The organism is Exiguobacterium sp. Leaf196, from assembly GCF_001423965.1.
GTDB lineage: Bacteria > Bacillota > Bacilli > Exiguobacteriales > Exiguobacteriaceae > Exiguobacterium_A.
This window is the reverse complement of sequence record NZ_LMPV01000007.1, coordinates 58020-77802: the sequence shown is the minus strand read 5'-3', so window position 1 is coordinate 77802 and position 19783 is coordinate 58020. Positions and strand designations below refer to the sequence as shown.

Genomic DNA, 19783 nt, shown 5'->3' with positions numbered 1-19783 from the left:
ACATGAAGTGTGAAATCTGTGGAACTGAAACGAACAACCAAGTCAGTTACTTGGAACTCGATACATGGGAATTCAATTCATTGAACAAAGAAGCAAAAGACTTTTATCCGATCTGTTTTGATTGCTTCGACAAGCATACGAACCAGTTCATCGATCAGGAAATGGATCTCGAGTTACGCAAAAAACGTTCACAAATGGTCAACAAAGAAGTAGAAGCTGAAATCGAAGCGATTCTCGAGGCTGAGAATTAAGTTACCTTTTCTATCTGTGAAGTGAAGTCTAACCGGTAGTGCATTGGCGCTATCGGTTTTTTGTTGTCCATGAAAAAGCAGTTATCTCTTGATTCACGTGTTTTTCGTGAAAGAAGAAATAGCTGCTTTTAACATAAAGTCAGTCTTCAATGAATGTAACGAGATAATGATGGGCAGAATGAAGCGGTGCACGGGTCACGAAAAAGTCCGGGAGATCGACATCGATTCCTAATTCGCGTAACGTATCGGGATCCAAACATTCCTGAATCAAACGTTTGATGTCTTGTAACAGTTCATCGTGCAAATTCGCTTCTTTTGGAAAGGCACGTTTCGCGTCATCGCGCAACAATAGCACGATCGGTGGTAGACCTCGTAAGAGATCGACCTGAAGGGGTTGCTGATGACGTTCGAAATAATCATTCAAACAACTGACGACCTTCATCGAGTGTTCTTCTTTCATCCGATCCCAACTCTCTGTATGTGACTGTAACTCTCTAGCTATTCCCTAATTGAAGCGAGGATATGCAGGGAAACTGGAAATCCAGCATTACGAGGACGCTGTTCGGGGTAGAACTAGAGGGAAGGGGGAATCGACATGCTATTTCGGTTTTTGATTTTAGGGCTTGATACGTCGATTGGTGACATCCCGTTGCGCCTCATCTATTTTACGGAACTCATACTATTCATCGGTTTGTATCAAATCACGAGCCGATTTTCACGTCAGAGTTTGATTTTGGGAACGGCACTCGGAATTGGTGGACTGATTGCCATCTTACCCGGTGCGCTCTATATCATCCGTTATAATCCGGAGGATGCCGTCATTGATGTCACGTTCCTGTTGATTTATTTGTTCGAGCCGCTGGCAATCGTTGCATTCGTTGTTGCTTTGATCCGTCGCCTGTATACAGAGAAGAAAAGTAAAAAGAAGCGAAGTAGAGATGTTCATTGATTTCCGTCCTAAGCTGATAAATCTTAAACCGTGAGGTGATGTAACACTGCCTCATGGTTTATTTGCGTCCGCATCAAAATGCTTTCTTTCGATAATGTAAGGAAGGATTTCTGGAAGAATATTCTATAATGGAGAAAGAACGAAATCAAATCTTAGTCGGTTTCGTAAGATCCTGGTGATTATAGGAGTGACTTGCATGCAGAAAGTATTATTTGGTTTGTCCGTCTTAAACAGTGCCTACATTACGAATAACTTATTTACGTATTCCGATAGTTTTCTAAACGCTCCACTTGGCGTAACAACCATTATTGCCGTGACACTGATGTTCCTTAACGATAGTGTCAAAAAAGATAAGCCATCGTTATATACAAAAGCGACGGATTGGTTGGGATTCATTAATATTCTGATTGGGCTCTCGCTAATCGTCTTTATTTAAGGCATGATCCAGAGCATTTGAGTGAACGTTAATATGGTATGATCTTAAGTCTGATGCGGTGTCAGGCTTCTTTTTTATGGTTCAATTCAAGAGCTCGAAAAAAATAAAATATATTTTAGATAAAAAAGATTGATGTGTAACCGGTTACACAATATGATGATTCTTGTAAGCGTTATCAAAAGAAAGAGGTGGCGAAACATGTCGACCATCCGGGAAGTAGCGAAAGCGGCACATGTCTCTGTCGCGACGGTCTCACGCGTCATGAACGAAAAGGGTTATGTCAGTGAGAAATCGCGTAAGGCGGTGCTTCAGGCAATCAAACAATTGGATTATCGACCGAACCGGGTCGCGCGATCGTTGTTCCAAAAACGGTCCGGACTGATCGGATTGATAGTTCCAGACATCACGAACCCGTTCTTCCCACAACTCGCACGGGCTGTGGAAGATATGGCACATCAACATGGTTTTCAGGTCATTTTGTGTAACACAGACGAACAGTTTCAGAAAGAACGCGAATATATCAAGTCACTCGAGGCAATGCATGTCGACGGATTGATCATCACGACGAACTACTCGAACAATCCAAATTATGAAGAACTCGAAGTGCCGGTCGTAGCATTAGACCGTGTGTTACAAGGGGCGATTCCGACGGTGACGTCAAACGGATACGAAGGCGGGAAGAAAGCAGCTTCGCTTTTACTTGAAGCGGGTGCAACTGAACTAGCAGTTATCAGTGGTCCATCGAAACTCCCGACGATCAAGAAACGGCGAGATGGTTTCGAGGAAATCGCCGGAACCCATCTCGTTGCAAGCATCGAGTCACCGTTCCATTTTCATGGGGCGCTTGATGCTGCGAACTATCTCTTTGATCACTATCATTGCAACGGGATCTTTGCTGCGAGTGATGTCATCGCCGCAGCAACGGTGCAGGTCGCTGCGGAACGCGGGATCACGATTCCAGACGAGCTACAAGTGATCGGCTATGACGGGATCGAACTCGGACAAATGATTTCACCACCGTTGACAACGATTGCGCAGCCGATCTATCAAATGGGGGAACTAGCCGCGAAACTCCTGATTCAGCGGATTGAAGGCACACCAATTGCCGCCGTCCATCATGAGTTGACGGTTGAGATCATCGAACGGGAAACGACGAAACGGAAGGATGAGGAAGCATGAAACAAATCAGTGTCATCGGCAGTATCTCGATGGATCTCGTCGTTGAAAGTAAACGCCGCCCAGGCGCAGGCGAAACGGTCATCGGGGATGCCTTTCATACCGTACCGGGTGGAAAAGGTGCAAACCAAGCGGTGGCAGTCGCGCGTCTCGGCAGTACCGTCGAAATGATCGGTTGCGTCGGCAGTGATGCGAACGGTGAAGCCATCCGCGAAAACTTCAAGACGCAAGGGGTGCAGACGACGCACTTGCAAACGATTGAAGGCGAACGTACGGGAACGGCACATATCACGCTTGCTGAAGGCGACAACTCGATCGTCGTCGTTCAGTCTGCCAATCAACATGTGAAGTTTGCAGATAACGCACTCGCACCGATTCTCGCAGACAGTGAAATCATCTTACTCCAGCTCGAGATTCCAATCGAAACGGTCGAGACCGTGGCTCGCGAAGCACATGCAGCCGGCATTCCAGTCGTATTGAATCCAGCACCCGCGATGTCACTCAGTCCGGAATTGATTGAACACGTGACGTACTTAACGCCAAACGAACATGAATGTGGCTTGATCTTCGGACAAGACCAGCCGATCGAACATTGGCTGATGGAATACCCGAATAAACTGATCGTAACCGAAGGCAGTCGCGGGGCACGCTTCTATGACGGAGAGTCGATCGTGACGATTCCTGCGATCGAGACGACTGTCGTCGATACAACGGGAGCAGGGGATACGTTCAATGGCGCCTTAGCCGTCGCGTTAACGGAAGGACAACCGCTCGTCGAGGCAATTTGTTTCGCGAACCGAGCAGCCGGCTTATCCATCCGCGCACTCGGCGCACAAGGCGGCATGCCAACACGGGATCAGATGGAGGGAGACGCATGAAGAAACACGGTATCTTAAACAGTCATATCAGTAAGGTCCTGACCGATCTTGGTCATACCGATACGATCGTCATCGCTGATTGCGGCTTACCGATTCCAGACGGGGTCGTCCGAATCGATTTAGCACTGGAACTCGGCACACCATCATTTCTCGACGTCGTCCGTGTCGTCGCCGGTGACATGGCGATCGAACAGCTGACTCTGGCAACGGAGATCAAAGAAGCGAATCCAAACGTCCTCGAGCAACTCGAAGCCATGCAGATCGAGACGACGTTCGTCTCGCATGAAGAGTTCAAGAAACAGACGCAGCAGGCGAAGGTCATCATCCGGACCGGAGAAGCGACACCATACGCAAATGTCATCTTCCATTCCGGCGTAATCTTTTAAGGGGGTCATGCGATGCGTATCGAGATGACAGGTATCAAAAAAGCATTCGGTCCCGTCCCTGTCCTCAAAGGGGTCGACTTCGAACTCGCTGCGGGTGAGATCCACGCCTTGATGGGAGAGAACGGTGCCGGGAAATCGACGCTGATGAAGATTTTGACCGGTGTTCATAAAGCGGACGCAGGCACGATCCGCGTCGATGGACAGGACGTCGAGTATAAGAATCCGAAGCTTGCCGAAGAGGCGGGGATTGCCTTCATCCATCAGGAACTAAACATCCTCCCGGATTTGACGGTGACGGAGAACTTGTTTCTCGGACGGGAGTTGAAGTCACGCTTTGGGATTCTCAAGCAAGGGGAGATGAAGCGGCAGGCAGAACGTGAACTCGCGGAATTGAACGTCTTCATGGACGTCGATCAACTTGCTCGGACGTTATCGGTCGGTCAGCAACAGATGATTGAGATCGCAAAAGCTCTGATGACGGACGCGAAGGTCATCATCATGGATGAACCGACAGCGGCACTGACAGAGCGGGAAATTCGTGCCTTGTTCAGCGTCGCGACGGCATTACGCAACCAAGGTGTCTCGATCGTCTATATCTCACACCGGATGGAGGAAATCTTCGAGCTTTGCGACCGAATCACCGTCTTACGAGACGGGATTTCCGTCTCGACGCACGCGATTCCCGAGACATCGTTCGAACAGATCGTCCGAGAAATGGTCGGTCGTGAGATGGGCGAACGGTATCCGGATCGTGATGTGTCGATCGGTGCAACTGTTCTTGAAGTCAAACAGGCGAGCGGGAAACGGTTCGACGATGTCTCGTTCTCCGTCAATGCGGGCGAAATCATCGGCTTCTCTGGTTTGATGGGTGCGGGGCGGACAGAAGTCATGCGTGGACTGTTCGGGGTTGATCGCCTGAAAGAAGGGACGATCGAACTGAACGGACAGTCGCTAAAAATCAAGACACCGTACGACGCGATTCGCCAGGGGATCGGCTTTTTGACCGAGGACCGCAAAGGCGAAGGCTTGTTCCTCGACTTTTCACTGCGTGAGAACATCTCACTGCCGACGATTCGTTCGTTATCAAGATCCGGTGTCATCAAGGATCAGGCAGAACGTGATTTCGCAGAAGGATATTTGAAATCACTTTCGGTCCGGCACAGCTCGATGGACCAGCCGGCGAAGTCACTGTCCGGTGGGAACCAACAGAAGGTCGTCCTCGCGAAGTGGCTCGGGACACAACCGAAAGTCTTGATCCTCGACGAACCGACACGTGGTGTCGACGTCGGGGCGAAGAAAGAGATTTACCTCATCATGAACGAACTCGCTGCGGCGGGTGTCGCGATCATCATGGTCAGCTCGGACCTCCCGGAGATTCTCGGGATGAGCGACCGGGTCTACGTCATGCGTGAAGGCAAGATGAGCGGCATGTTGACACGACAGGAAGCGACGCAAGAAAGCATCATGACACTTGCGACAGGAGGACAATGATATGGAATTGATGCAAGGCAAGGTAACGGAAGCAAAACCGAGACGTCTTGGGATCGGACAAAAGCTTGGACCACTCGCAGGATTGTTTGCGATCGTCCTCGTCGTCTCAATCATGGAACCGGACTTTTTAACACTGAATAATTTATTTAACATCTTACGGCAAGTCTCGATCAATGCCTTGATTGCCTTCGGGATGACGTTCGTCATTCTGACGGGTGGGATTGATTTATCGGTCGGCTCGATTCTCGCCCTCTCGTCCGCCTTCGTCGCCGGTCTGATGACGGATGGAACGTCAGCGTTGATTGCTGTTCTGGCTGGATTGATCGTCGGCGCTGTCATGGGTGCCTTGAACGGGATGGTCATTTCACTCGGAAAAGTCGCACCGTTCATCGCGACACTTGCGACGATGACGATCTTCCGGGGCTTGACGCTCGTCTATACGGACGGGAAACCGATCACTGGTCTGAGCCAAGGTGGCTGGTTCGAATTGTTCGGACGCGGTTACTTCTGGATCTTCCCAGTACCGGTTCTGACGATGTTGATCGCCTTCGCGGTCCTCTACTTCATCTTGAAGAAGACGACGTTCGGTCGTTATACGTATGCGATCGGTGGTAACGAAGAAGCAGCGAAGTTGATGGGGATCCAAGTCAATAAAGTCAAAATCATGATCTACTCACTCTCAGGCTTGATGGCAGCACTTGCCGGTATCATCCTGACGTCCCGTCTGAACTCGGCACAGCCGACGGCGGGGACATCGTACGAACTCGACGCCATCGCAGCGGTCGTCCTCGGTGGGACGAGCCTGTCAGGTGGTCGTGGCTGGATTGTCGGTACCTTGATTGGTGCCTTGATCATCGGAACACTGAACAATGGACTCAACTTGCTTGGTGTCTCCTCGTTCTTCCAACTCGTCGTCAAAGGTTTAGTCATTTTGTTCGCGGTACTCGCGGACCGGAAACAAGCAGCATAACCCACATTCTAAAAGGAGGATTTACCGATGAAAAAACTACTTGCAGTCGTCATGATGGCATTAATGGTCTTCGCAGCAGCCTGTTCGACGGAACAGCCGGGCAGCAGCAACGGTGAAACGAAGAAGAAGACGAAGGACTTCAAGATTGGTCTTTCAATTTCAACCCTCAACAACCCATTCTTCGTCTCGTTAAAAGAAGGGGCAGAACAAGAAGCAAAAGCACAAGGCGCAACACTTCAAGTCGCCGATGCACAAGATGATGCAGCAAAACAAGCAAGCGACATCGAAGACATGGTTCAAAAGAAAGTCGATCTCATTTTGATCAACCCAACGGATTCAGCAGCAGTCGGTGCAGCCGTCCAAACAGCGAACGATGCAAACATCCCAGTCATCACAGTTGACCGGAACGCAGAAGCAGGCGACGTCGTCGCACACATCGCGTCCGATAACGTCGCGGGTGGGAAACAAGCAGGTGAGTTCATGATCGAACTCGTCGGCGATAAAGCAAAAGTCGTGGAGCTCGAAGGAATTCCAGGAGCATCCGCAACACGCGACCGTGGTAAAGGGTTCCATGAAGCAGTCGACGGTAAACTTGACGTCGTCGCAAAACAAGCAGCAAACTTCGACCGGGCAAAAGGCTTGTCGGTCATGGAGAACATCCTCCAAAACAACAAAGACATCAAAGCCGTCTTCGCGCACAATGATGAAATGGCACTCGGTGCGGTTGAAGCATTAAAAGCAGCGGGTCTCAACGATGTTAAAGTCATCGGCTTCGATGCAACAGATGATGCCGTCAAAGCCGTCAAAGACGGAAAAATGGCAGGAACGATCGCTCAAAAACCGACTGAAATCGGGAAGATGGGTGTCGAGACAGCCATCAAGCACTTAAAAGGCGACAAAGTCGAGAAAAACATCCCAGTCGATCTCGAATTGATCAAACAATAAGAAGACAGGACACCTGAGTCGACGATTCAGGTGTCTCTTTTCATCAGGCAGGAAAAAGTTCCTAAATCTATTCCTTGTTCCCGTACTTGTTTTTCTCTATAATGAAAGAAGCGTATATTACTGAAGGAGGATCATCGATGATCATTCATAACGTGGCTCTTGTCGGCCTCATCGTCGTTTCCGTTCTTCTCATCATCGTCGTTCTATTGATGTCGGGTCGTACGACCGGACTCGGAGCATTGACGGGTGGAGCAGAACAATTATTTGGTCGCCAAAAAGCTCGTGGCTTGGATGCGGTCCTAAATCGTGTGGCGTCTATCTTAGGAGCATTACTCTTCATCTTGGCGTTACTCGTCGCTTTTTATAAGTGAGCATTGAAACGACAGCCGTATGATCGCGCTGTCGTTTTTTGTATTTCTCGATATTCATTTTTTCCGGATATGGGGTATAGAGTTAGAGGGGGAATCATTTTATGAAAATCACTTTACCAAAACCATTCTTTTTCGAAGCCGGCCCACGTGCCGTTTTACTATTACACGGATTCACGGGATCGAGCGCGGATGTCCGCATCCTCGGTCGCTACTTGCAAAAACAGGGCTATACGTCCCTTGCACCACAATATAAAGGGCACGCTGCCCCACCCGAAGAGCTGACGAAGACCGGGCCAGCCGACTGGTGGCAGGATGTCCTTGCCGGATATCAGGAACTCGTCGATAAAGGCTATGACGAAATCGCCGTTTGCGGACTATCGCTCGGTGGTGTCATGTCGCTGAAGTTATCGATGAACCGTCCGGTCAAAGCGGTCATCCCGATGTGTGCACCCGCCTACATCAAAAGTGAAGAAGTCATGTATGCAGGAGTCACCGAGTACGCACGAGAATTCAAGAAGCGAGAAGGCAAATCGCAAGAAGAGATCGACCACGAGATGGCGTCCTTCGAACCGATGCCGACCTTGAAGGACTTGCAGGAACTGCTGCGTGAGACACGCGATTCGCTTGAGGACGTCTACGCACCGACGCTCGTCGTCCAAGCACGCAACGATCACATGATCAACACCGACTCTGCGAACATCATTCATGATGGAGTCAGTGCCTTCCAAAAAGAGCTGATCTGGTATGAGAACTCAGGTCACGTCATTACGCTCGACAAAGAAAAAGACCAGCTCCACTCTGACATCTTGGACTTCCTGGAGTCATTGAACTGGAGCAAGTAACTGGAGGTGTCACGTTGGAATTACGTGAACGAATACTAACGGTCATCACGACGGAAGAACGTCCGTTGTCGATTGATCAATTAACGAAAAAACTAGAACTAGCGGATACGGAAGCATTCAAGGAATTGATCCGGACGCTAAACGCCATGGAAGACGAAGCGTTGATCGCCCGGACACGCTCGAACAAGTACGGAACGCTCGCGCAGATCGGTCAAGTCGCAGGGAAGATTTCCGTCCACCAACGCGGTTTCGGCTTCGTCTCACCGGAAGACGGCTCAGAAGGCGACATCTTCTTACCGGCACCGGAACTAAAGAACGTCTATAACGGCGACCGTGTCCTCGTCAAAGTGTTTGCCGAGTCAAACGGCGGCGACCGTCGTGAAGGGAAACTGCTCAAGATTCTTTCACGCGGACCAGCTGATTTCGTCGGCACGTTCGTCAGTCCAAAAGGACGGATCGAATCGATCGCTTATATCGAACCGGATGATACGAAGCTGACGTTCTTACCGGTCGTCGCGAACGACGATACACTCGGTGCCGTCGATGGCCATAAAGTCCTCGCCCGGATCACGAAGTATCCCGACGGTCGCTACGCCGGAACGGCAAAAGTCTTGAAAATCATCGGTCACAAAAATGACCCAGGCGTCGATATCTTGTCGATCGTCCATAAGCACGGGATTAACGTCGACTTCTCACCGGAAGCGATCGCTGAGGCGAATGCCGTTCCGGATCAGATCGATGAGAAGGATTTAGTCGGACGCGTTGATCTACGAAACGAATTGACGGTGACGATTGACGGGGCGGATGCAAAAGACCTTGATGATGCGGTTCACGTCAAGAAGTTAGCGAACGGCAACTTCGAGCTTGGTGTCCACATCGCCGACGTCTCGCATTACGTCAAAGAAGATTCTGCACTCGACGAAGAAGCGCGTGAGCGCGGAACGAGTGTTTATCTCGTCGACCGTGTCATTCCGATGATCCCGCACCGTCTATCGAACGGGATCTGTTCGCTCAACCCGCATGTCGATCGCCTGACGCTCAGCTGTATCATGGAAATCGATGCGAACGGTGCTGTCGTCAACCATGAAATCTTCCAGAGTGTCATCAAGACGGCGGAACGGATGACGTACACGGACGTTCGGAAAATCATCGAACGCGAAGACGAAGAAGTGATCGCGAAGTACCAGGATCTCGTCGAGTACTTTGACAAGATGGCGGAACTCGCAGCAATCCTCCGTGAACGCCGCTCGCGTCGTGGAGCGATCAACTTTGACTTCCCAGAAGCGAAGGTTCTCGTCAACGAAGAAGGCAAGACGAGTGAGATCATTCTCCGGGAACGGTCGGTCGCTGAGAAACTGATTGAAGAGTTCATGCTTGCAGCGAACGAAACGGTCGCGGAGCACATTCAGCGTCAAAAACTACCGTTCATGTACCGGATTCACGATGAGCCAAAAGCTGAACGTCTCGATACGTTCTTCAAGTTCATCGGTAACTTCGGGATCAACGTCGAACGCAAGGGTGAGTCAGTCGCACCGAAGACATTGCAATCGATCCTCAACGCTGTTGAAGGCGAGCCGGAAGAAGCCGTCGTCAGTACGGTTATGCTCCGTTCGCTCCAACAAGCGAAATACGACATCGAACCGATTGGTCACTTCGGTCTGTCGACGGACTACTACACGCACTTCACGTCACCGATTCGTCGTTATCCGGACTTAATGGTTCACCGTCTGTTGCGTGAATATGTCATCTACAACGATAAATCACAAAAGACGCAAGACCGTTATTCGGAGATTTTACCGGAAATCGCCGATCATTCGTCAAAACGCGAGCGTCGCGCCGTTGATGCGGAGAGGGAAACGAACGCGTTGAAGAAAGCCGAGTATATGGAGCAACACATCGGTGAGACGTTTGAAGGTGTCGTCAGCGGTGTGACGAACTTTGGAATGTTCGTCGAATTGCCGAACACGATTGAAGGACTCGTTCACATCCAAGCGATGACGGATGACTTCTACCGCTACGATGAAGCGAACTATCAGCTAATCGGTGAGCGGACGAAGCAACAGTTCCGGATCGGGGATGTCGTCGAAATCAAGGTCACGAACGTCAACATCGATGAACGGACGATCGACTTCAGCGTCGTCGGGATGCCAGAACGGCAACCGAAGAAACGATTTGAGTCGAAGACGATCCGCTCAAGCGGTGGACGTCCGGGACAAAAACGTGATGACAAGAAGAAAGACGACCGTCGCGGCAAGTCAAAACGTCCAGGCAAGTCGAAGGACCAGTCGAAAGGCAAAGGCTTCGCACTGAAAGACAAAAAAGATAAACCGCCGTTCCATAAGGCGGTCTCGAATAAGAAACGGAAGCGCAAATAAGCGCTTCCGCATCGGAAATGTGGTGAACGAACATGCCAAAGGGAACAGATTCGAAAGTCTTAGCGAACAACAAACGGGCCTCGTTCGATTATGCGATCGAGGATACGATTGAAGCCGGTCTCGTCTTGACGGGAACGGAAATCAAATCGGTCCGTAAAGGAAAAATCAGCATCGGGGACGCGTTCGTCCGGTTCGACGGGGGAGAAGCGATTCTCTGGAACTCGAACATCGCCCACTTCGAACAGGGGAACCGTTACAATCATGAGCAGCTCCGTCCGCGGAAGCTGTTGCTGCACAAGAAACAGATCGCGAACTTGATCGGTGCGGTCTCACGGGACGGTTATACGATCGTACCGCTGAAGGTCTACATCAAGAACGGCTACGCAAAATGCTTGATTGGACTTGGACGCGGGAAGAAGAAATTCGATAAACGTGACGACCTGAAGAAGAAAGATGCGAAGCGTGATATCGACCGGGCACTACGCGATAAGCAAAAGTATTGAACCCGTAACACTTTTCTGCTAGAATATTAGTATTCGGAAAGCCCCAATTTATTATCTTGGGGACGTTACGGATTCGACGGGGGTAGTTCGGTCTTCTGTGGCGTGTCGAGGGGTCGGCCTCGTTAAAACGCACCAGCCATAACTGGCAAAACTAACACACAACTCGCAGCAGCGTAATAGCAACTGCGGATCCTAGCAGCTGTCGCCTGGTCGGCTGATTTCTAGGGTCTCACTTTAAACAGGCTACGCTTGGACCCTTCCGTCTGGAGGGAAAGAGAAGAGATGGAATCAGACTGGTCGGACGGACGCCTGTCAATTGGCAGCCTGACGACGAGATCCCAATAAATTGACTACACACGTAGAAGCTTAAGTATACGATGCCTTCGGACGTGGGTTCGACTCCCACCGTCTCCATACCCTGAAATTGCAAGAATTTAAAAAACACCATTATCCATTTTGGATAATGGTGTTTTTTGTTACTATAAAATTATCAATAGTTTCCTGGAGGTTAAATCTATGCGGAGCAGAATTTATCAAAATTTAACTGAATTACACAGTGTTGAAATGGAGGAAGTAGAAAAAATAATATCCAATTTTAATCAAAATATAGAGTATGAAATTAAAAATGTTAAAGGTAGAGATGTAATTAATAACAATGAAGTAGAAAAAAATTTAAGGATCGTATTAGATTACTACAAAGAATATTTAAACAGATATGCCAAACTAAAATTCCCTAATAGATCTTCTATTATGAGTGAATTAATGAACATTATGCCAAATCTTCATGTGTACCATACCTACACTATTTTTAAATTTGATATAGAAAAATTTTTCTATAATATTGACTTAAAAAAAGTACTTAAATATGTATGTGATTTTATAAACTTACATTCTCATGAAAAAAATTTTTTTGAAGTTTATATTAAAAATCAAAAAGAAATGATTCCAGGAATAGGACTTCATAACTCAATGATGGAAGTATTAGGACATTATTTTGATATGAAAATTAAAGAGAAATTTGAAAAACACTGTATTTATTATGCAAGGTACGTAGACGATGGAATAATAATTTTTGATGAGGAAATTGATGAACTTAAAATAAAAAATGAAGTATCAAAAATACTTAAGGATATCTTTGGGGAAAATGTGAAGTTAAGTCAACATAAAACAAAATCCTATAAAAAAAGTTTTAATGGAAAAATTGATTTTGAATATTTAGGATATCATTTTTTAAGAGAGCAAGGAAAAAAATTTAAATTTGGAATTGCTAATTCTAAGATCCGAAAATATCAACTAAAAATTGATGAGTATATCGAAGATTATATTTCTGGAGTTCAAGATGCAGAAGCAGTGAAAATTTTAGATTTTAAAATTGATGCTTTATTTAAAAGAGTCGTCTACTATGGATCCTCAAAAAATAGCACTGTTTCTAGATGGCAAGTTAGAGGGATAAGTGATAGTTATAAAGAGTTGAAAAGATTTATGGATGGAAATTCAGACAGTGAAATAATCACAAAAAATACTTTTACTTTCTTTGAAAGATATGTAGGAGTATCGTTTGGGAGAAATAGAATTGTGGTTCCACTATGTATAAGAAATAAATTAAAAAATAAAAGATATTTAGCAAATTTCTACAAAAACAGAACTATCCTTATGCATCCTAATTTAGGATGGAAGTATGAAAAACTTCAAAAATGTATGGAGGAAATTTATAAAGTAAACACAATAAATAAATCATATGAAACATTAGCAAAAGAATTTTTAATTCAGTATAAGTAAATCATCAGCAGGTCAAACTACAAACTTGTGTTAAGCGTGTAGTATATTGACCTACCGAATCATTTTTAAACCAGCCCAAAAGTAAAGAGCTAATAAAACTCTAAGCCTTAGAAACCAGTTTGATATTGTGTAAAAACAAGATATCATTTTCTTATTAAGGGGTCAATAAACCATGTCTAGAAAAAATACATTTAACAGACAAAAAGAAGATTATCTAATTTCAGATTTACTTCCTTTTGAAAAAGGAAATTTTTTTACGAACAAGTATTTTTATGAGTATGTATTAGAAAATAGAAAAATAGTAAATAAGATAGTAAAAAGTATAAAAGCAGATAAAGAGATATTTGATTCTAAATGGCATTCAGCCCCGTTAAAATTTAAAGTTAAAAAGAAAAATAACTTGTTTAGAGAAATCTCAATAATGAACCCACTAGGTTCTCTAGAGTCTTTAATTTTTATGGAGTGTTTTGAAAAAGATATATTAAATATTATACATAATAAAAAATCTTTTTCTGTTCGCAAACCACAAAAAGTAAACAGTTTATTTTATAAAAAGGTTAAGAATCAAAAAGTATTTTATACTAACGATCTTGAAAAAAAACAATTACTTCTTAGTTTAGAATCTAGCGGTTCATATTTTAATCATAAACCCTTTAAAAAAATAACTGATTTTTATAATAGTAATATATTCTCTTTTTATCAGGATAAATTTAGTAAGCTTTTATCTATTGATATTCAGGATTGTTTTCCAAGTATTTATACACATTCGTTCAAATGGTTGATAAGTAAAAAAACTTATGATTCAAAAAAATTAGGGAAGACGTATTCTGTATATAAAGGAATAGACTCTTTTTTACAGAACTTGAATGGTTCAAAAACTAACGGCATATTAGTTGGTCCAGAGATGATGAGACTACTCGCAGAATTTTTATTAGTACATATAGACGAAAGAATAATAGAAAGACTTTTTTCGAAAAACATCATAAATGAGGTAGATTACAAAATTTTTCGATTTGTAGACGATTATTTTATATTTACGGATAACAACGAGGTAGAAAAAATTATTTCAAATGAGATTTCTACTATTCTTAACCAATTTCATTTAAAAGTAAACGATAAAAAGTTTAAGCAATATAATAATTCATTTAGCTTTAACAAATGGATTTATGAAACACAAGACTTTACACCATTGATTGAGAAAATAATTATAGAAAAAAAAGACGACGATTTTAGTTTTGATAATCTTTATAAAGATATATCTGATCTAGGATTGACTGAGGAGAATTCGAAGCAAATTAATCAATGGATAAAAGCTAACTTTTTCATTGAAAATAAGCGTGTAAAGTATAACGATTTAAGGAATAGATTTTTAATTTTGCTTGAAAATACAAAAGAAGTTACTTTAACATCATCATACGTGTTAAGCGTAATATTAAACATAATTGAAAGATCGAATGATATAAAGAACAAATTAAATATTAATACCAACGAACTGGTTTTAATGTTATTCTTTGTCTATTCAAAAGACGTTACATATACTTCAACTCAAAAGTTAATCAGAACATTAACGCTTTTAAAAGATAAATTCAATTTAGATATTAAGGAAAGTGTAGAAAAATGTTACGAAAGATTTGATACAAGTATTTTTAGTAATTATAAAAATGATTGGATAGACTTATTAGTATTTAGTGCTATTTATAATATTCAATTTACTGTAAAAAGAATTGATTTGATAACATTTGAAATATTACAAGAAGAAAATCCAATTTTAATTGCAGGTTTATGTCTTTACTATAATAGTATTAAAAACACTAGAAAAATAAATACAAAAGTAAATAAGATTATTCGAGATAATTTATCAAAAACTAACTGGAATGACTTATTTCAAGATGAAAAAATATGGTTTATTCTCATTTTTTATTCGTATTCAGGAATTAATCAAATAGTTAAGCGAGAAATAAAGTTACAACTTAAGAAAAATATTGAAAATTTAGAAAATGCAAGTAGAGATAACTTAAAATCTGTAGATTTATCACAAAAATTAATATTAGAATTTATTCTAAATAAAGATAAGCATTTTATAGAGTGGGATTTTGTTAAAGATAATTATTATTCTATTTATCATTATTTTACTAAGGATAGAACTATCTTTAATCCAGGTATTTTAAGTCAATTACAAATTTCTAGATAATTACTTTAATAGAGCGTTTGTAGTCTAGTATATTATTTAAACTGGTAAATAAATTTTTTCAAAAACGGAGTTGACACCTATGATACGACGAGCCACTTTGATGGACGGGAAAGCTTTATCGGACTTAATGCGACGAATTGATCGGGAAACGAAATATATGTTGTATGAGCCAGAGGAACGTGTCCTTTCAACGGAACAGGCGGAGGCGTTCATCGAGAAGTTTGGTCAGGCTGCGAACTCGGACATCTTCGTTGTGGATGTCGATGAACAACTCGTCGGGTACGTGCTTGTCGTCGGTGGTGAACCGAGTCGGATTCGTCACCGCGCGAACCTCGTCATTGGCTTGCTCGATGCCTATACGGGTCGTGGTCTTGGTGCAGGACTACTTGAAGCAGTCGATGCCTTTGCGATTGAAGCAGGACTTATCCGACTTGAGTTGACGGTTCGCAAGGATAACTTGCGGGCAATCGAGCTCTATCATAAGTTTGGTTTCAACATCGAAGGAACTCGCATCGCGTCACTCTTCATCGATGGCGAATACGTCGATGAACTGGCGATGTCAAAAATCTATACAATAGAAGAATCCTAAAAAAAGATGCTCAGTGGACTTATCTCTAAAAAGAGACGAGACCGCGAGCATCTTTTTTATGGTGATATTTTTTGTTGTTCGAAGTCGATCTCCAGAACATTTTTCGCATAATCCTTACCCCAGTCATACATCGCATCTAAAATCGGCATTAAGCTATGACCGTGCGGTGTCAACGAATATTCGACCTTCGGTGGTACGACCGGATAAACTTCCCGGTGAATGATGTGGTGGTCTTCGAGTTCGCGCAGTTGATTGACGAGCATCCGTTGCGTGATCCCGGGCATCAGACTTTTCAGTTCCCCGAAGCGTTTCGTGCCTTCCTTACCTAAGTGCCAAAGAATGAGCATCTTCCATTTTCCCCCGATGATCGAGAGGGTCAATTCCTTCTCACAGTTAAACTGACGATCTTCAAAATGTGGCATCGTTCCACCTCCTGCTCCAGTATAGTCTTTCTTCCAGTCGACAGTATACTTTTCCGCACTATGTATGAAAAACCGCACTATGTAAATTAAAAGTGCGTACTTCTCAAGAATGCTCCTGCGGATTATATTTAGTCCTGTTCCTTCATGAACGTTTGAAGGAAGTGTCAGGTACGACAATACAGAGAAGAATGGGAGAGATACAAAATGAAATTACAACTCGCAATTGATTTAGTCGATACAGCAGGGGCAATCGCTTTAGTCAAAGAAATCGGGGAAGACAATCTAGATATCGTTGAGATCGGCACACCGGTCGTCATCAACGAGGGGCTCCGCGCCGTCAAAGAAATGAAAGAAGCGTTCCCGAACTTAACGGTCCTTGCTGACTTGAAAATCATGGATGCTGCTGGCTACGAAGTCAGTCAAGCTGTCGCACATGGTGCCGACATCGTGACGATCCTTGGGGCAGCCGAAGACATGTCAATCCAAGGAGCAGTCGAAGAAGCGAAAAAATCAGGCAAACAGATTCTCGTCGACATGATTGCCGTTAAAGATATCGCAACACGTGCGAAAGAACTTGATGCGTTAGGCGTCGACTACATCTGTGTCCACACAGGGTACGATCTCCAAGCAGTCGGTCAAAACTCGTTCGAAGATCTCGCAACGATCAAGTCAGTTGTGACAAATGCAAAAACAGCTGTTGCGGGTGGCATCAAGATGGAGACGTTACCGGAAGTCATCGCTGCACGTCCTGATTTGATCATCGTCGGTGGTGGGATCACGGGGCAAGACGATAAACAAGAAACAGCGTCAACGATGCACCGGATGCTGCAAGAGGCGTAAATGACACACATTCAAACGATTATCGATGAACTGACTTCGACAGTTGAAGCGATCGATGCGACGGAGACGAAAAAACTGGCAGACGCTGTTCTTCAAGCGAATCGGATCTTTCTCGCAGGAGCTGGTCGCTCCGGCTTGATGGGGAAAGCGTTCGTCATGCGGCTGATGCACATGGGACTCGATGCTTATGTCGTCGGCGAGACAGTCACGGCGAACTTACGTGAGGGTGACTTGTTAATCGTCGGTTCCGGATCGGGTGAGACAAAAACGCTGATTCCAATCGTCGAGAAAGCACAGCAACTCGGTGGAACGGTTGCCGTCGTCACAATCAATCCGACGTCAACGTTAGCGCGATTAGCCGACTTGGTCGTCCAATTGCCTGGAGTTCCAAAAGACCATACGGCATCAGCGGACGAGACGGTTCAACCGATGGGATCGTTGTTCGAACAGACGATGTTGTTGTTCTATGATGGCTTGATTCTGCAAATCATGGAAGATAAGCAGCTTGATTCGCAAACGATGTACGGGAAACATGCCAACTTAGAATGAAACATACGAAACAGATTAGTTCTCTTCAATTGAAGAGGGCTAGTCTGTTTTTTCTGTAGATATTTTATGTATGTATACGTATTAATCAGAAATTCTCCTTTCCCTCTTTTCGTAACTTTCTTAAAGACTTACTCCCGCTTCGTGCGATACTCAAAGAAAGGAAAAAAGAGGAAAAGGAGATTGTCATGCGATTTCAACGGATTGGTTTGATCAGTGCTTTATTAGTTACAAGTATTTTGACCGGTTGTACGGAACCAGACCAAAGTCCACCAGTGAATCAGCTTAAATCACACTGGATTGAGGATAATACTGCTGAAGATGTAAATAATCCCGATGCCATCGTACAACGAATTAAAGCGAAGGACTTTTCAGAACAGGATTTGTTTGAAGCGGATTTCCGTCGTCATGTGACGTTTTACTTTAAAGATGGAACAAAAGCGTACCCGACTGAACGCGATATCTGGAGCAGTATCGTTGTCGGAAATCATGCTTACGTAACGCTGCATTACCCAAAAGGAGCAGATCGTCTTGCTGTACTAGAGTATACCAAGCAAGAGAAGAACTGGATGTTAGGAGGCGTCTTATATGACGACGTTCAAAACATTAAGAAGAGTAGTTCTGCTCGCGGCTTGAATTTACCGTTCTCGACATTCCAAGCGATTATGAGTAGTTCGACTCCTAATGGGGACGATAGCATCTGGTTCTTCCACACGAAGTCCCAAACGATTCTGCTAACCGTCGTTCCGAAGCAAGACGTTCAAGGCGAGGACTGGAAGGAAACGACGCTTGCGAACGGACAGACAGCTTACTTCCAGCAGAAACAAGGGAGAACGAACCTTTATTACGTCGAGGACAATCAAATCGTCCTCCTGTCCGGTAACGTATCGCTAAAACAATTAAAAAAATTAGCACGATCGATTGCTCCTGTCGACGCTGCTGATTTTCCGTATTCCTAAACAAAAAAATCCGGACGCTGCGGCATCCGGATTTTTGTTTACCATTTGAAATCGAAATCAGCACCGACATCTTTTGCGAGGTGGGCATCTGATCCATAGACGAGCGGAATCGATAACGACTGCGTGACTTGCAAGAGTTCCGGGTAAGGATAGGAAAGACCGCATAACGGCTTCCGGAGTCCAGCCGTGTTGACGTCGAGTGTGAAGTTCGCCTGACGGATCTTTCGTAACGTGTCGTCGAGGTTCGACGGATTCGATTCGAGCGGATAGGCTTGGATGAACTTCGTCGGTAACGTCAAGTGACCGAGCCGCTTCGGTTGATGTGCACCGAGGTCCGTCATGACGAGGGCTTGGATGCCTTCATAATAGCGTTCGTGAACAGCGGTGACGCTCCCAAGTTTCGTGACAATCTCACCGAAGCTTTCCTTGCTAAAGTCGACGCCGTAATACTGATCATCGATGTATAAGTAATGCAGTGAGAGAATGCCGTCGGTCAAGACATCAGCATAGCGGGCGATGATGTCACGCGTACCGTCGACATGCCCTTCCCAGTAGTCGAACTCCATTCCGATCCGGATATCAATCTGATTCTTGTATGTCTCGCGGAGTTGTGTCAATTCCTTCAGGTAGGCATCGGCTGTCGCGAACGACATCCCGGAATCGTTATCTGGCGCAGGATCCGTCACACCTTCAGGTAAAGGGGCATGTTCCGTGAAGCTGATCCGTTCTAAGCCTTGCTCTAACGCACGCTCGATGTAGGCTTCGAGTGGATCCTTCGTACCGTGTGGACAATATGGACTGTGGACGTGACCGTCCCATTTCAATAATTGCATGATAAACCCTCCGATTTTTTAGAATTGGCAAGCAAAGCGATTGACAATGTG

General features: G+C 44.9%; 22 protein-coding genes and 1 other RNA gene. 20 read left to right on the top strand and 3 right to left on the bottom strand.

The window, feature by feature from the left end:
- Nucleotides 1–2 precede the first annotated feature (2 nt).
- Nucleotides 3–251 (top strand): hypothetical protein, encoded by a 249-nt coding sequence (locus ASG02_RS09725; RefSeq protein WP_231496898.1) that lies wholly within the window; start codon nt 3–5, stop codon nt 249–251.
- Between the two features lie 139 nt (nt 252–390).
- Here ASG02_RS09725 and ASG02_RS09720 read toward each other — a convergent pair whose 3' ends face one another.
- Nucleotides 391–711 (bottom strand): hypothetical protein, encoded by a 321-nt coding sequence (locus tag ASG02_RS09720; protein ID WP_035409954.1) that lies wholly within the window; start codon nt 709–711, stop codon nt 391–393.
- 135 nt (nt 712–846) lie between these two features.
- On the opposite strand from ASG02_RS09720, the gene ASG02_RS09715 reads away from it, so the two are divergent.
- The 16 genes from ASG02_RS09715 (at nt 847) to ASG02_RS09645 (ending at nt 16132) form a co-directional block, all read left to right on the top strand.
- Nucleotides 847–1200, top strand: coding sequence for a hypothetical protein (locus ASG02_RS09715; RefSeq protein WP_056062945.1), 354 nt, complete (start codon nt 847–849; stop codon nt 1198–1200).
- A gap of 196 nt (nt 1201–1396) precedes the next feature.
- Nucleotides 1397–1636, top strand: coding sequence for a hypothetical protein (locus tag ASG02_RS09710; RefSeq protein WP_056062942.1), 240 nt, complete (start codon nt 1397–1399; stop codon nt 1634–1636).
- Between the two features lie 198 nt (nt 1637–1834).
- Nucleotides 1835–2815, top strand: coding sequence for a LacI family DNA-binding transcriptional regulator (locus ASG02_RS09705; RefSeq protein ID WP_056062939.1), 981 nt, complete (start codon nt 1835–1837; stop codon nt 2813–2815).
- Entirely contained in the window at nt 2812–3690 is an 879-nt protein-coding gene (gene rbsK / locus ASG02_RS09700; protein ID WP_056062935.1) for a ribokinase, read from the top strand. The genes ASG02_RS09705 and rbsK overlap by 4 nt, the downstream gene beginning before the upstream one ends.
- Nucleotides 3687–4076 (top strand): D-ribose pyranase, encoded by a 390-nt coding sequence (gene rbsD, locus ASG02_RS09695; protein ID WP_050678687.1) that lies wholly within the window; start codon nt 3687–3689, stop codon nt 4074–4076. The genes rbsK and rbsD overlap by 4 nt, the downstream gene beginning before the upstream one ends.
- Nucleotides 4077–4088: 12 nt before the next feature.
- Entirely contained in the window at nt 4089–5567 is a 1479-nt protein-coding gene (locus tag ASG02_RS09690) for a sugar ABC transporter ATP-binding protein (RefSeq protein WP_056062932.1), read from the top strand.
- A 1-nt stretch (nt 5568) separates the two neighbouring features.
- Nucleotides 5569–6537 carry a ribose ABC transporter permease gene (gene rbsC / locus ASG02_RS09685; protein ID WP_050678685.1) on the top strand — a complete coding sequence of 323 codons (969 nt, stop codon included), beginning with the start codon at nt 5569–5571 and terminating at the stop codon, nt 6535–6537.
- Nucleotides 6538–6564: 27 nt separating this feature from the next.
- Nucleotides 6565–7482, top strand: coding sequence for a ribose ABC transporter substrate-binding protein RbsB (gene rbsB / locus ASG02_RS09680; protein WP_050678684.1), 918 nt, complete (start codon nt 6565–6567; stop codon nt 7480–7482).
- A gap of 137 nt (nt 7483–7619) precedes the next feature.
- Nucleotides 7620–7853 (top strand): preprotein translocase subunit SecG, encoded by a 234-nt coding sequence (secG, locus tag ASG02_RS09675; RefSeq protein WP_023469201.1) that lies wholly within the window; start codon nt 7620–7622, stop codon nt 7851–7853.
- 101 nt (nt 7854–7954) lie between these two features.
- Nucleotides 7955–8695: a carboxylesterase gene (locus tag ASG02_RS09670; RefSeq protein WP_023469200.1), complete on the top strand. Its 741-nt coding sequence runs from the start codon at nt 7955–7957 to the stop codon at nt 8693–8695.
- Between the two features lie 14 nt (nt 8696–8709).
- Nucleotides 8710–11070, top strand: coding sequence for a ribonuclease R (gene rnr, locus ASG02_RS09665; protein WP_056062929.1), 2361 nt, complete (start codon nt 8710–8712; stop codon nt 11068–11070).
- Between the two features lie 32 nt (nt 11071–11102).
- Nucleotides 11103–11573 carry an SsrA-binding protein SmpB gene (smpB, locus tag ASG02_RS09660; RefSeq protein ID WP_029342464.1) on the top strand — a complete coding sequence of 157 codons (471 nt, stop codon included), beginning with the start codon at nt 11103–11105 and terminating at the stop codon, nt 11571–11573.
- Nucleotides 11574–11631: 58 nt separating this feature from the next.
- Nucleotides 11632–11990, top strand: a transfer-messenger RNA (tmRNA) gene (gene ssrA / locus ASG02_RS15430).
- Between the two features lie 99 nt (nt 11991–12089).
- Nucleotides 12090–13352, top strand: a complete 1263-nt coding sequence (locus ASG02_RS09655; RefSeq protein WP_056062926.1) for a reverse transcriptase domain-containing protein — start codon at nt 12090–12092, stop codon at nt 13350–13352.
- Nucleotides 13353–13524: 172 nt separating this feature from the next.
- Nucleotides 13525–15543 (top strand): RNA-directed DNA polymerase, encoded by a 2019-nt coding sequence (locus ASG02_RS09650; protein ID WP_056062922.1) that lies wholly within the window; start codon nt 13525–13527, stop codon nt 15541–15543.
- Nucleotides 15544–15622: 79 nt separating this feature from the next.
- Nucleotides 15623–16132, top strand: a complete 510-nt coding sequence (locus tag ASG02_RS09645; RefSeq protein WP_056062919.1) for a GNAT family N-acetyltransferase — start codon at nt 15623–15625, stop codon at nt 16130–16132.
- 56 nt (nt 16133–16188) lie between these two features.
- On the opposite strand, the gene ASG02_RS09640 is transcribed toward ASG02_RS09645, so the two are convergent.
- Nucleotides 16189–16554: a helix-turn-helix domain-containing protein gene (locus ASG02_RS09640; RefSeq protein WP_029342458.1), complete on the bottom strand. Its 366-nt coding sequence runs from the start codon at nt 16552–16554 to the stop codon at nt 16189–16191.
- Nucleotides 16555–16758: 204 nt separating this feature from the next.
- On the opposite strand from ASG02_RS09640, the gene hxlA reads away from it, so the two are divergent.
- The 3 genes from hxlA (at nt 16759) to ASG02_RS09625 (ending at nt 18899) form a co-directional block, all read left to right on the top strand.
- A complete protein-coding gene (gene hxlA / locus ASG02_RS09635) occupies nt 16759–17394 on the top strand; it encodes a 3-hexulose-6-phosphate synthase (protein WP_056062916.1) in 636 nt (211 codons plus the stop codon).
- A complete protein-coding gene (gene hxlB, locus ASG02_RS09630; protein WP_056062912.1) occupies nt 17395–17943 on the top strand; it encodes a 6-phospho-3-hexuloisomerase in 549 nt (182 codons plus the stop codon).
- 185 nt (nt 17944–18128) lie between these two features.
- Nucleotides 18129–18899 carry a hypothetical protein gene (locus ASG02_RS09625; protein ID WP_056062908.1) on the top strand — a complete coding sequence of 257 codons (771 nt, stop codon included), beginning with the start codon at nt 18129–18131 and terminating at the stop codon, nt 18897–18899.
- Nucleotides 18900–18937: 38 nt separating this feature from the next.
- On the opposite strand, the gene hisJ is transcribed toward ASG02_RS09625, so the two are convergent.
- Nucleotides 18938–19732, bottom strand: coding sequence for a histidinol-phosphatase HisJ (gene hisJ, locus ASG02_RS09620; protein ID WP_056062905.1), 795 nt, complete (start codon nt 19730–19732; stop codon nt 18938–18940).
- Nucleotides 19733–19783: the final 51 nt, after the last annotated feature.